The sequence below is a fragment of the Klebsiella sp. P1CD1 genome (assembly GCF_003790505.1).
In the GTDB taxonomy this organism is placed as follows: Bacteria; Pseudomonadota; Gammaproteobacteria; order Enterobacterales; family Enterobacteriaceae; genus Klebsiella; species Klebsiella variicola.
The window spans coordinates 547,596-560,425 of the sequence record NZ_CP033631.1; the positions used below are offsets into that span (position 1 = coordinate 547,596).

The window sequence follows — 12,830 nt, forward strand, 5'->3', positions numbered from 1 at the left end:
TTCTGACTAAGGAGCCTTTATGAGCAAAAGCGAACAGATATCCCGCATGACCGACATCATGGCCAGATTTGTGGGATATACCGGCAAAGTATTGCCTGATGACGTCACGGCAAAACTAAAAGAGTTGCATAAGAAAGAGACCAGCCAGCTGGCGGACGTCATCTTTACCACCATGATTGAAAACCAGCGTCTGGCGAAAGAGCTGGATCGTCCCTCCTGCCAGGATACCGGCGTGATCCAGTTTCTGGTGGAGTGCGGCGCCAACTTTCCGCTGATCGGCGAACTGGAAGCGCTGCTGCGCGAATCGGTGATCAAAGCCACCGTCGACTCCCCGCTGCGTCATAACAGCGTCGAGACCTTTGATGAATACAACACCGGTAAAAACGTCGGTAAAGGTACGCCGACGGTCTTCTGGGAGATCGTTCCCAATTCCGATCAGTGCAGCATCTACACCTATATGGCTGGCGGCGGCTGCTCGCTGCCGGGTAAAGCGATGGTGTTAATGCCTGGCGCTGGCTATGAAGGGGTGACCCGCTTTGTGCTGGATGTGATGACCAGCTATGGCCTGAACGCCTGTCCGCCATTGCTGGTTGGCGTTGGGGTGGCAACGTCGGTGGAAACCGCGGCGCTGCTGTCGAAGAAAGCGCTGATGCGCCCGATTGGCTCGCACAATGATAACGAACGGGCGGCATCGCTGGAAAAAATGCTCGAAGACGGCATCAACAAAATCGGTCTGGGCCCGCAGGGGATGTCCGGCAATACCTCCGTGATGGGCGTCAATATCGAAAATACCGCACGCCATCCTTCCACCATTGGCGTGGCGGTCAACGTCGGCTGCTGGTCGCACCGCAAAGGACATATCGTTTTCGATAAAGACCTGAACTACACCATTACGTCTCACACAGGAGTGGCATTCTGATGGCTAAAAAAATACTCACTACGCCCATTAAAGATGAAGATTTAGCTGATATTAAAGCGGGCGATATCATTTATCTCAACGGCCATATTGTGACCTGTCGCGATGTGGCTCATCGTCGCTTAATTGAGGGCGGGCGTGAATTACCGGTCAATGTTGCCGGTGGCGCGATATTGCATGCCGGGCCGATTGTGCGACCGATTAAAGGTTCGGAAGATAAATTTGAAATGGTCTCCGTTGGGCCGACCACCAGTATGCGCATGGAGAAATTTGAAAAAGAGTTTATTGCCAGGACTGGCGTGAAATTAATCGTTGGTAAAGGCGGTATGGGGAAGGGAACTGAAGAGGGTTGCGCCGAGCATAAAGCCTTGCACTGCGTGTTCCCGGCCGGCTGCGCGGTCGTCGCCGCGGTCTGCGTGGAAGAAATCGAAGATGCGCAGTGGCGTGATTTAGGGATGCCGGAAACCTTATGGGTATGTCGGGTGAAAGAGTTCGGGCCGTTAATTGTCTCAATCGATACCCACGGCAATAACCTGTTTGAGCAGAATAAAGTGATCTTTAATCAGCGCAAAGACATTGTCGCCGATGAAATCTGCAAACATGTGAGCTTCATTAAATAACCCCGATTGAATATATAGCGCAGTAATGGCAGCGGCAGCTGACTGCTAAACAGAGGCTTCTGACCAGGCGGTCCGGGGAAATCCACTCGGCTAACGCGGTCTGCTGTTAGCCATTATTGCGCTCCTCCCAAAGGCTATTTTATGACTGACAATGCCGTCCTGTTAGGCGAAGGCTTCACCCTGATGTTTCTCGGCATGGGCTTTGTGCTGGTGTTCCTGCTGCTGCTCATCTTTGCCATCCGGGGAATGTCCCTCGCCGTCAACCGCCTGTTTCCCGAGCCGCCTGCCGCCCCCAAACCGGCACCGGCCGCCGTCGCGCCCGCCGACGACTTCGCCCGCTTAAAGCCGGCGATTGTCGCCGCCATTCACCACCATCGCCGTCTTCACCCTTAATTCACGGAGGAATTTATGACCGTTGCCATTACCGATGTCGTCCTGCGCGACGCCCACCAGTCCCTGTTCGCCACCCGTCTGCGTCTCGACGATATGCTCCCCGTCGCCGCTCAGCTGGATGACGTCGGCTACCGCTCCCTTGAGTGCTGGGGCGGCGCCACCTTTGACGCCTGCATCCGCTTCCTCGGCGAGGACCCGTGGGTCCGCCTGCGCGAGCTGAAAAAGGCGATGCCGAAGACCCCGCTGCAGATGCTGCTCCGCGGCCAGAACCTGCTCGGCTACCGCCACTACGCCGATGACGTGGTGGAGCGCTTCGTGGAGCGCACCGTCAAAAACGGCATGGACGTCTTCCGCGTCTTCGACGCCATGAACGACCCGCGCAACATGCAGGCCGCCCTGCAGGCGGTCCGCCACCACGGCGCCCACGCCCAGGGCACGCTTTCGTACACCACCAGCCCGGCGCACACCCTGCAGACCTGGCTCGACCTCACCGAACAGCTGCTGGAGACCGGCGTCGACTCCGTCGCCATCAAGGACATGTCCGGCATTCTGACGCCGGGGGCCGCCTTTGAGCTGGTCAGCGAAATCAAGAAGCGCTACGACGTCACCCTGCACCTGCACTGTCATGCCACCACCGGGATGGCGGAGATGGCCCTGCTGAAGGCCATTGAAGCCGGGGTCGACGGCGTCGACACCGCCATCTCCTCGATGAGCGCCACCTACGGCCACCCGGCCACCGAGGCGCTGGTCGCCACCCTCGCCGGCACGCAATATGACACCGGGCTGGATATCCACAAGCTGGAGAGCATCGCCGCGTACTTCCGCGAGGTGCGTAAGAAGTACCACGCCTTCGAAGGCCAGCTGAAGGGCACCGACAGCCATATCCTCGTCGCCCAGGTCCCGGGCGGGATGCTCACCAACCTCGAAAGCCAGCTGAAGCAGCAGAGCGCCGCCCACCGTCTGGATGAGGTGCTGGCGGAAATCCCCCGCGTGCGCGAGGACCTCGGTTTCATCCCGCTGGTCACCCCGACCTCGCAGATTGTCGGCACCCAGGCGGTGCTCAACGTCCTGACCGGCGAGCGCTACAAAACCATCGCGAAGGAGACCGCCGGTATCCTGAAGGGCGAGTACGGCCGCACCCCGGCGCCGGTGAACGCCGCCCTGCAGGCGCGGGTGCTCGAGGGCGCCGACCCGGTGACTTGCCGCCCGGCCGACCTGCTGAAGCCGGAGCTGGCGCAGCTGGAAGCGGATGTGAAACGCCAGGCGCAGGAGAAAGGCATCACCCTTGCCGAAAACGCCATCGACGACGTGCTCACCGTGGCCCTGTTCCCGCAGCCCGGCCTGAAGTTCCTCGAAAACCGCCACAACCCGGCAGCCTTTGAGCCGGTACCGCAGGCGGAAGCCGCGCAGCCGCTGGCAAAAGCAGAAAAACCAGCCGCCTCCGGTATCTACACCGTGGAGGTGGAAGGCAAAGCCTTTGTGGTCAAAGTCAGCGACGGCGGCGACGTCAGCCAGCTCAGCGCCGCGCCGGTGGCCGCTGCGCCTGCTGCCGCCCCGGCTCCGGCCGGCGCCGGCACCCCGGTGACCGCCCCGCTGGCGGGCACTATCTGGAAGGTGCTGGCCGCGGAAGGCCAGACGGTGTCCGAAGGCGAGGTGCTGCTGATTCTGGAAGCCATGAAGATGGAGACCGAAATCCGCGCCGCGCAGGCCGGGACCGTGCGCGGCATCGCGGTGAAAGCCGGCGACGCGGTGGCGGTCGGCGACACTCTGCTGCAGCTGGCGTAAGGACGAGGAGCGGAAATGGAAAGTCTGAACGCCCTGATTCAGGGCATGGGGCTGATGCACCTGGGGGCTGGCCAGGCGGTGATGCTGCTGGTCAGCCTGCTGCTGCTGTGGCTGGCGATTGCGAAGAAGTTTGAGCCGTTACTGCTGCTGCCGATTGGCTTCGGCGGCCTGCTGTCGAACATCCCGGAGGCCGGGCTGGCGCTCACCGCCCTGGAGAGCCTGCTGGCCCACCACGACCCGGCGCAGCTGGCGGTGATTGCCGCGAAGCTCCACTGCGCGCCGGACGTCCACGCCATCAAAGAGGCACTGGCGCTGGCCCTGCCGTCGGTGCAGGGGCAGATGGAGAGCCTCGCGGTGGACATGGGCTACTCCGCCGGGGTGCTGGCCATCTTCTATAAGGTGGCCATCGGCTCGGGCATCGCGCCGCTGGTCATCTTTATGGGCGTCGGGGCGATGACCGATTTCGGCCCGCTGCTGGCCAACCCGCGCACCCTGCTGCTGGGGGCGGCGGCGCAGTTCGGTATCTTCGCCACCGTCCTCGGAGCGCTGACGCTGAACTACTTCGGCATCATCAGCTTCACCCTGCCGCAGGCGGCGGCCATCGGGATTATCGGCGGCGCCGACGGCCCGACGGCGATTTACCTGTCGGGCAAGCTGGCGCCGGAGCTGCTGGGGGCCATCGCGGTGGCGGCCTACTCCTACATGGCGCTGGTGCCGCTGATCCAGCCGCCGATCATGAAGGCGCTGACCACGGATAAGGAGCGGAAGATCCGCATGGTGCAGCTGCGCACGGTGAGTAAGCGGGAGAAGATCCTCTTCCCGGCGGTGCTGTTACTGCTGGTGGCGCTCCTGCTGCCGGACGCCGCGCCGCTGCTGGGGATGTTCTGCTTCGGCAACCTGATGCGCGAGAGCGGCGTGGTGGAGCGGCTGAGCGATACGGTGCAGAACGCGCTGATCAACATCGTGACCATCTTCCTCGGACTGTCGGTGGGGGCCAAGCTGGTGGCGGACAAGTTCCTGCAGCCGCAGACGCTGGGGATCCTGGTGCTGGGGGTGATCGCCTTCTGCGTGGGCACCGCGGCCGGGGTGCTGATGGCGAAGCTGATGAACGTGTTCAGCCGGCACAAAATCAACCCGCTGATCGGCTCGGCGGGGGTGTCGGCGGTGCCGATGGCGGCGCGGGTGTCGAACAAAGTGGGTCTGGAAGCGGACGGGCAGAACTTCCTGCTGATGCACGCCATGGGCCCGAACGTGGCCGGGGTGATCGGCTCGGCGATCGCCGCCGGGGTGATGCTCAAGTACGTGCTGGCGATGTAGGCCAGCCTGTTCCCGCGGCTGGCATACCGGCCGCGGAGATTTCTCATAAGGAGACGGTGATGAATGAAGCCATAGCATGCTGTCCGGAAAACCGGACATCAACACGGGAGGCGGTGGTTGACGCCATGCTGGCGTCAGGCGATGAACTTGCACAACTGCAGCCGGCGCTGAACCTGCTTTCGCCCCCGCTGAACGCCACGCCTGGTGAAGCGCTGCTGGCCAGCTGTTATGAGGCCGGCGCTGACCATAACGCTGACGAGGCAACACGGGCGGTGATCGCCTTACCGGCGGCGGTCGTGCGCTCTGCGACGCCCTCGCTGCAGCGCAGCGGTCTGCTGTGCATGGCGGCCGGGGCGCTCAGCGCCCGGCAACTTCCGCTGACGCACAACCGGCTGTGCGACGTGGCGGGGCAGTTCGCCCGCGCTATTCCTGAAGGCGATGAAGAGGCGGGCAGTGGATTTTATACCGTGCGCAGCGTGTCCCTGCCCGTCTACCGGCGGCTGCGGCGGGATAACCATTCGCACAGCGTCTGTCTGCAACAGGCGATGCTGCATTTGCTGGCCTGGAAGAGCGAGTCGCCCTGGGCGCGGCAGCAGGCGCAGCGCCTGCTCTGGCAGGGTGGCGTGCTGGGTGAGAAGGGGGAATTTGCGCTACTGACGCTGGATGATGAGCTTCGCGAGCGACAGATAGTCTGGCCCGGGCTGAGATCGCTGCTGGCGGTGACCGGGTTTCTGGTCAGATTCCCGGCCGGTCCGGTATTTAGCGATTAACGAGGCTCCCCAAACGGGGAGCCGTTTAGTTGGTGGCCGGGTATTCCTGAACGGCGATATGGAGCGTAATTTTCTTATCATCACGCATGATGACTACCGGAATTTCCGATCCCGGGCGGATCTCGGCCACCTGATCCATCGTCTCCAGTGCAGAAACCGCAGGTTTGTCATTCACGGAGATGATCACGTCGTTGGCGCGGATCCCGGCTTGTGCTGCGGGGCCATCAGGCGCCACATCGTTAACCACGATCCCCTGGATCTGATCGATCCCGCCGCCCTGCGCGTGCAGCGGGGCGATCTCCCGGCCGCTAATGCCGATATAGCCGCGGATCACCCGGCCATCCCGGATCAGCTTATCCATAATTTTGGTCGCTAACTGGAACGGGATCGCAAAGCCAATGCCTTCCGGCGTTTCGCCGTCATTGCTCTTGTCAAAGGAGAGGGTGTTAATCCCCATCAGCTCGCCGAGGGAGTTCACCAGCGCCCCACCCGAGTTACCGTGGTTAATCGAGGCGTCAGTCTGCAGGAAGTTCTGGCGGCCGGTCGGGTTGAGGCCAATGCGCCCTGTGGCGCTGATGATCCCCTGAGTGATGGTCTGCCCCAGGTTATAGGGATTGCCAATCGCCAGGACGACATCGCCAATATGCGGCGTGCGTTTCGGGTTGATCGGGATCACCGGCAGCCCGCCGGTGGCGTTGATCTTCAGCACGGCGAGGTCAGTCAGGGTGTCGGATCCGACCAGCAGCGCTTCGAAGACGCGGCCGTCCTGCAGTGCGACAATGATCTGATCGGCATCATTGATAACATGCTTGTTGGTCAGGATATAGCCGCGCTGATCCATGATCACCCCGGAGCCAAGCGTCAGCTGATTATGGCTGGTGCTGTTCAGGGCGCGGTTATAGACGTTCACCACGGCGGGCGCCGCGCGGCGTACGGCGGCGTTATAGCTCACAGGGGAGTCGTCTGCCGTATCGTTTTGGGTGGTCGGCGTCAGCTGCCACTGGCGTAGCGATGGCATCAGGGCCAGCAGCAGTCCCCCGACAATCAAACCGATGAGTATCGAACGTAATAACTTTCCAGGCATGATGCAAATATCGTTAATGAATGGTCAGACGCAGCATAGCATGAGTTGTCCGGACATCGCACATGGCGGCGATGTCCGGGAAGACAATCAGCGTAGCAGCAGATAGATGCTTTCGTTGCCGCGGATCACATTCAGGGCGATGACCGGCGGTTTGCCTTCAAGCACTTTGCGCAGTTCGGCAATCGAATGAATACGTTCCCGGTTAAGGCCAATGATAATGTCATCCTTATGCAGGCCGACCTGGGCGGCGGCGCTGCCTTTATCGACATTATCGATCACCACGCCTTTGGTACCGTCCTTCATCTGACCATCGCTGAACGAGGCTCCCTGCAGGGCTGGGATAATCAGCTCGGCGCTGGCGGTGGAGGAGGTGCTCTTATCCAGCGTCACTTCGACATCGACCGGTTTTCCGTCGCGCAGCAGGCCAAGTTTGACCTTGGTCCCCGGTTCGGTGGTGGCGATGCGCGAGCGCAGTTCGGCAAAACTGTTCAGCGGCTTGCCGTTCAGACTGACAATGACGTCGCCGGATTTGATCCCTGCTTTGGCGGAACCGGAGTTTGGTAACACTTCACTGACGAAGGCGCCGCGCTGAACGTCGAGATTCATCGCCTTAGCGATATCGGCGCTCATTTCCATGCCTTTAATGCCCAGCAGGCCGCGCTTGATTTCGCCAAACTGAATGAGCTGGTCGGCGAGGGTTTTCGCCATGTTGCTTGGAATGGCGAAGCCGATGCCGATGCTACCGCCGCCCGGCGCCAGGATCGCGGTGTTGATCCCGATAAGCTCGCCGTTGAGGTTCAACAGCGCGCCGCCGGAGTTACCGCGGTTAATCGAGGCATCGGTCTGGATGAAATTCTCCAGCCCTTCCAGGTTCAGGCCGCTGCGGCCAAGGGCAGAGATAATGCCGGAGGTGGCGGTCTGGCCAAGGCCGAACGGGTTGCCGACGGCGACGGCGAAGTCGCCGACGCGGAGTTTATCGGAGTCAGCAATGGCGATTTGCGTCAGGTTCGCCGGCTTGATCAGCTGCAGCAGAGCGATATCGCTCTGTTCATCGCTGCCGACCAGTTTGGCATCAAATTCACGGCCATCGTTCAGCTGGACGCTGATCTTCTGCGCCTGATTGATGACGTGATTATTGGTTAGCACGTAGCCTTTCGCTGCGTCGATGATGACGCCGGAGCCGAGCCCTTCAAACGGCTGCGCCTGCTCCTGCGGGGCGTTATCACCAAAATATTTCTTCAGCTCTTCCGGCATATTGAGCGTCGGCGAGGCGGTGCCTTCCACCTGCACGCTGACCACCGCTGGCAGGACCTTTTCCAGCATCGGCGCCAGGCTCGGTAACGCGCCCTGGCCGGGCACCTGAGTCGGTAAGGATGCTGCTGCCGGAGGCAGGGCCGACAACGATAACCCAATGCTTAACGCTAACGCACTCAACAGCAAAGTCTGTTTCTTCATTAGATGCTGGCTCTCGTAACCTGAGGTGTATGGAAAAACGTCCTGAATAACCTGATGTTATTGAATTTTTGCATAGGTAACAATGTGGGTACTGGTTTAAATTGTAGCCGGGAAGTGGGGGAAGGAGCGGGCGCGGTGGGCGCGCCCGGAGATATTTTATCAGACGCGATCAGTTAATCGCGTTTTGCGCCACCGCGCAGTAAACCGGATGCGCCTTCAGAGTAGTCGCGCGGCATCTGGACCGGCGCCTGATCGTTGCTGGCTTCAGACTCTTCCAGACGGTTGCGGAACGGGTTGGCGTCTGCCATAGAGTCCGGCAGCAGGTTGTTAGAGCTTTTCGCCATATGCTGATACAGCTGACGATAGTCATGCGCCATGTTATCCAGCAACTCGGCGCTGCGCGCGAAGTGGCTGACCAGCTCTTCACGGTATTCTTCAAGCTCGGCTTTATTCTTTTCCAGTTCGAACTGCAGCGCCTGCTGCTGGCGCAGTTTGCGGTTGCCGAAACGCATGGCGACGGCACCAATAATGATACCGACGACTAACCCAATTAGCGCGTATTCCCAGGTCATGAACATCTCCCGTTGTTTTGTGGTTCCGTAGGGTGGCTCTTAGGCTCTCCGCCTGCGCCCGATAGTGCCACTATAACCGCTAATTCCACAGAAGTGGAATCCTGGCGTATCATCGCGTAGTGTAGAACGGCCTTTTTTTCGTCAATCGTGAGCTTCGGCATTACGGTTTTCAAGGAATAACAATTAGATCATGCAAAGCCTGTCTCCAACATCGCGTTACCTTTTAGCCCTGAAAGAGGGCAGCCATCAACCCGACGACGTCCAGCAAGAAGCGGTGAGCCGCCTTGATACCATTTACCAGGAACTGCAGACTCAGCCCGCGCCCGTCGCGTCAGGCGGCGGTTTGCGCGCGAAATTCGGCAAACTGCTGGGTAAGCGCGAACCGGCTGCCGAGGCGGCGCCTGTCCGCGGCCTGTATATGTGGGGCGGCGTGGGGCGGGGAAAAACCTGGCTGATGGACCTGTTTTACCAGAGCCTGCCGGGCGAGCGTAAGCAGCGCCTGCATTTCCATCGCTTCATGCTGCGCGTGCACGAAGAGCTGACCACCCTGCAGGGACATAGCGACCCGCTGGAGATTGTCGCCGACCGTTTCAAGGCGGAAACGGATGTGCTCTGTTTTGACGAGTTTTTCGTCTCTGATATTACCGATGCCATGCTGTTAGGCGGGTTGATGAAAGCCCTGTTTGCCCGCGGCATCACCCTGGTCGCCACTTCCAATATTCCGCCGGATGAGCTCTATCGCAATGGCCTGCAACGGGCCCGTTTTCTGCCGGCGATCGACGCCATCAAGCAGCATTGCGATATTATGAACGTCGATGCCGGCATCGATTATCGTCTGCGTACGCTGACGCAGGCGCACCTGTGGCTGTCGCCACTGAACAGCGAAACCCGCGAACAGATGGATAAACTGTGGCTGGCGCTGGCCGGGGCGCCGCGCGCTGCTGCCGGGCCGACGCTGGAGATCAATCACCGCGAGCTGCCCACGCTTGGCGTCGAAAACCAGACGCTGGCGGCGTCGTTCGCCACGCTGTGTGTGGATGCCCGTAGCCAGCATGACTATATTGCCCTCTCCCGTCTGTTCCACACCGTGATGCTGCTCGACGTGCCGGTGATGACCGCGCAGCTGGAGAGCGAAGCGCGGCGCTTTATCGCCCTGGTGGATGAGTTCTATGAGCGCCACGTGAAGCTGGTGGTCAGCGCCGCGGTGCCGCTGTACGACATTTATCAGGGAGAGCGGCTGAAGTTTGAGTTCCAGCGCTGTCTGTCGCGTCTGCAGGAGATGCAGAGCGAAGAGTATCTCAAGCGTCCGCATATGCCCTGACAGGGCGCTTTTTCCCGACGGATTGAGAGCCGGAAGACCACCCCGGGGCCTGCCTGAAAAATCTCATAAAGGGGTCGATCTTTGACCCCGACTTCTCTATAATCTTGCGACCCCACGTTACGAGAAGGTTTTTTTCCCGAAACTTTCTATGCGCCGGCATAGGCTATTCGAAGGGGTAGGTTTGCTGGACAATGTCGTGTGAACCTCAACTGACTAAACGTTTGGGTGTTCACCAACGTGTAACTTATTATTTGGGTAAGCTTTTAATGAAAACTTTTACAGCTAAACCAGAAACCGTAAAACGCGACTGGTATGTTGTTGACGCGACCGGTAAAACTCTGGGCCGTCTGGCTACTGAACTGGCTCGTCGCCTGCGCGGTAAGCATAAAGCGGAATACACTCCGCACGTTGATACCGGTGATTACATCATCGTTCTGAACGCAGAAAAAGTTGCTGTAACCGGCAACAAGCGCGAAGACAAAATGTACTACCACCACACCGGCCACATCGGTGGTATCAAAGAAGCGACCTTTGAAGAGATGATTGCCCGCCGTCCTGAGCGTGTGATTGAAATCGCGGTTAAAGGCATGCTGCCAAAAGGCCCGCTGGGTCGTGCTATGTACCGTAAACTGAAAGTTTACGCGGGTAACGAGCACAACCACGCGGCACAGCAACCGCAAGTTCTTGACATCTAATCGGGATTATAGGCAATGGCTGAAAATCAATACTACGGCACTGGTCGCCGCAAAAGTTCCGCAGCTCGCGTATTCATCAAACCGGGCAACGGTAAAATCGTTATCAACCAGCGTTCTCTGGAACAGTACTTCGGTCGCGAAACTGCCCGCATGGTAGTTCGTCAGCCGCTGGAACTGGTCGACATGGTTGAGAAACTGGATCTGTACATCACTGTTAAAGGTGGTGGTATCTCTGGTCAGGCTGGTGCGATCCGTCACGGTATCACCCGCGCTCTGATGGAGTACGATGAGTCCCTGCGTGGCGAACTGCGTAAAGCAGGCTTCGTTACTCGTGACGCTCGTCAGGTTGAACGTAAGAAAGTCGGTCTGCGTAAAGCACGTCGTCGTCCGCAGTTCTCCAAACGTTAATTGTCTTCTGCTCACGCAGAACAATTTGCGAAAAAACCCGCTCCGGCGGGTTTTTTTATGGATAAAACGGCTGTTATCCACAATCATGCCGCCGGTTTTCGCCACTTTTTCAGCATTTCCAGAATCCCCTCACCACAACGTCTTCAAAATCTGGTAAACTATCATCCAATTTTCTGCCCAAATGCTGGTGATTGTTCATTTTTTGTTTTATTCGTGAACGAAGGTGACATCGCGCTACTGGGGTTTTTACATCTGGCCGGTCATGAGTGACTGGCAGCAGTACAAAATTCTGAATATACCTGGAGGTTTTCATGGCTGTCGCTGCCAACAAACGTTCGGTAATGACGCTGTTTTCTGGTCCTACTGACATCTATAGCCATCAGGTCCGCATTGTGCTGGCTGAGAAGGGTGTCAGTTTTGAGATAGAGCACGTGGAGAAGGACAACCCACCTCAGGATCTGATTGACCTCAACCCGAATCAAAGCGTACCGACGCTGGTGGATCGTGAGCTCACTCTGTGGGAATCTCGCATCATTATGGAGTATCTGGATGAGCGTTTCCCGCATCCGCCGTTAATGCCGGTTTATCCGGTGGCGCGTGGAGAAAGCCGCCTGTATATGCAACGTATCGAGAAGGACTGGTATTCGCTGATGAACACCATCCAGAGCGGTACCGCAGCGCAAGCTGATGCTGCGCGTAAGCAGCTGCGTGAAGAACTGCTGGCCATCGCGCCGGTCTTCACCCAGAAACCTTACTTCCTGAGCGACGAGTTCAGCCTGGTGGATTGCTACCTGGCGCCGCTGCTGTGGCGTTTGCCGGTGCTCGGTGTGGAACTGGTTGGCGCAGGCGCGAAAGAGCTCAAAGGCTACATGACTCGCGTATTTGAGCGTGATTCCTTCCTCGCTTCTTTAACTGAAGCCGAGCGTGAAATGCGCCTCGGTCGGGGCTAAATAATGGATGTATCACAGCTGACGCCGCGTCGCCCGTATCTGTTACGGGCGTTTTATGAGTGGCTGCTGGATAACCAGCTGACGCCGCACCTGGTGGTGGATGTCACTCTGCCGGGCGTGCTCGTACCGATGGAGTACGCGCGCGACGGACAAATCGTTCTCAATATTGCCCCGCGTGCGGTCGGCAATCTGGAGCTGGCGAATGACGAGGTGCGTTTTAACGCGCGCTTTGGCGGCGTGCCGCGTAACGTGTCTGTTCCGCTGGCTGCGGTACTCGCCATCTATGCCCGTGAGAACGGCGCCGGCACGATGTTTGAACCGGAAGCGGCCTATGACGAAGATGTCAGCAGCCTCAACGATGATGACGTCGCGCCTGAGAGTGAAAGCGAAACGGTGATGTCGGTGATCGATGGCGATAAGCCGGATAATCACGACGACGATCCTGACGACACGCCGCCGCCGCGCGGTGGTCGCCCGGCGCTCCGCGTTGTGAAGTAACGCCTGACAGGCCCTCCGGGGCCTGTTTTTTTCCTGCCTGCTTTGT

The 12,830-nt window shown here is 59.2% G+C and carries 15 protein-coding genes; 12 read left to right on the plus strand and 3 right to left on the minus strand.

Translation table 11 applies throughout. From position 1 onward, the window contains the following. Positions 1-19: 19 nt before the first annotated feature. The 6 genes from ttdA to DTA24_RS02730 all read left to right on the plus strand — a co-directional run bounded on the left by ttdA (position 20) and on the right by DTA24_RS02730 (position 5,801). A complete protein-coding gene (ttdA, locus tag DTA24_RS02705; RefSeq protein WP_008806674.1) occupies positions 20-919 on the plus strand; it encodes a L(+)-tartrate dehydratase subunit alpha in 900 nt (299 codons plus the stop codon). Further along, entirely contained in the window at positions 919-1,536 is a 618-nt protein-coding gene (gene ttdB / locus DTA24_RS02710; protein ID WP_008806673.1) for a L(+)-tartrate dehydratase subunit beta, read from the plus strand. Before ttdA ends, ttdB begins: the two co-directional genes overlap by 1 nt. Before the next feature lie 141 nt (positions 1,537-1,677). Beyond that, entirely contained in the window at positions 1,678-1,929 is a 252-nt protein-coding gene (locus DTA24_RS02715) for an oxaloacetate decarboxylase subunit gamma (RefSeq protein ID WP_012540458.1), read from the plus strand. Positions 1,930-1,944: 15 nt separating this feature from the next. Beyond that, positions 1,945-3,714, plus strand: a complete 1,770-nt coding sequence (oadA, locus tag DTA24_RS02720; protein WP_123836544.1) for a sodium-extruding oxaloacetate decarboxylase subunit alpha — start codon at positions 1,945-1,947, stop codon at positions 3,712-3,714. Between the two features lie 15 nt (positions 3,715-3,729). Then, positions 3,730-5,031, plus strand: coding sequence for an oxalacetate decarboxylase subunit beta (locus tag DTA24_RS02725; protein ID WP_004147009.1), 1,302 nt, complete (start codon positions 3,730-3,732; stop codon positions 5,029-5,031). Positions 5,032-5,090: 59 nt separating this feature from the next. Continuing rightward, the gene (locus DTA24_RS02730; protein ID WP_022065668.1) at positions 5,091-5,801 is read left to right on the plus strand and encodes a hypothetical protein; all 711 of its coding nucleotides are present in this window, start codon (positions 5,091-5,093) and stop codon (positions 5,799-5,801) included. Between the two features lie 25 nt (positions 5,802-5,826). Here DTA24_RS02730 and degS read toward each other — a convergent pair whose 3' ends face one another. The 3 genes from degS to zapG all read right to left on the minus strand — a co-directional run bounded on the left by degS (position 5,827) and on the right by zapG (position 8,912). Then, positions 5,827-6,885, minus strand: a complete 1,059-nt coding sequence (degS, locus tag DTA24_RS02735) for an outer membrane-stress sensor serine endopeptidase DegS (protein ID WP_008806667.1) — start codon at positions 6,883-6,885, stop codon at positions 5,827-5,829. An 87-nt stretch (positions 6,886-6,972) separates the two neighbouring features. Next, positions 6,973-8,340 carry a serine endoprotease DegQ gene (gene degQ, locus DTA24_RS02740; protein WP_008806666.1) on the minus strand — a complete coding sequence of 456 codons (1,368 nt, stop codon included), beginning with the start codon at positions 8,338-8,340 and terminating at the stop codon, positions 6,973-6,975. A gap of 173 nt (positions 8,341-8,513) precedes the next feature. Then, positions 8,514-8,912 (minus strand): Z-ring associated protein ZapG, encoded by a 399-nt coding sequence (zapG, locus tag DTA24_RS02745; protein ID WP_012540461.1) that lies wholly within the window; start codon positions 8,910-8,912, stop codon positions 8,514-8,516. Positions 8,913-9,102: 190 nt separating this feature from the next. Here zapG and zapE point away from each other — a divergent pair, with 190 nt between their 5' ends. From zapE to sspB, 6 genes are all read left to right on the plus strand, one after another. Then, complete coding sequence (gene zapE / locus DTA24_RS02750) at positions 9,103-10,233, plus strand: cell division protein ZapE (protein ID WP_012540462.1); 1,131 nt, start codon at positions 9,103-9,105, stop codon at positions 10,231-10,233. A gap of 266 nt (positions 10,234-10,499) precedes the next feature. Further along, positions 10,500-10,928 (plus strand): 50S ribosomal protein L13, encoded by a 429-nt coding sequence (gene rplM / locus DTA24_RS02760; RefSeq protein WP_002918559.1) that lies wholly within the window; start codon positions 10,500-10,502, stop codon positions 10,926-10,928. 15 nt (positions 10,929-10,943) lie between these two features. Next, positions 10,944-11,336, plus strand: coding sequence for a 30S ribosomal protein S9 (gene rpsI, locus DTA24_RS02765; RefSeq protein WP_000829815.1), 393 nt, complete (start codon positions 10,944-10,946; stop codon positions 11,334-11,336). A gap of 57 nt (positions 11,337-11,393) precedes the next feature. Continuing rightward, positions 11,394-11,606 carry a hypothetical protein gene (locus tag DTA24_RS27885; RefSeq protein ID WP_136047529.1) on the plus strand — a complete coding sequence of 71 codons (213 nt, stop codon included), beginning with the start codon at positions 11,394-11,396 and terminating at the stop codon, positions 11,604-11,606. Between the two features lie 41 nt (positions 11,607-11,647). Then, positions 11,648-12,286 carry a stringent starvation protein SspA gene (gene sspA / locus DTA24_RS02775; RefSeq protein ID WP_002918467.1) on the plus strand — a complete coding sequence of 213 codons (639 nt, stop codon included), beginning with the start codon at positions 11,648-11,650 and terminating at the stop codon, positions 12,284-12,286. Between the two features lie 3 nt (positions 12,287-12,289). Next, entirely contained in the window at positions 12,290-12,784 is a 495-nt protein-coding gene (sspB, locus tag DTA24_RS02780) for a ClpXP protease specificity-enhancing factor (protein ID WP_008806663.1), read from the plus strand. Positions 12,785-12,830: the final 46 nt, after the last annotated feature.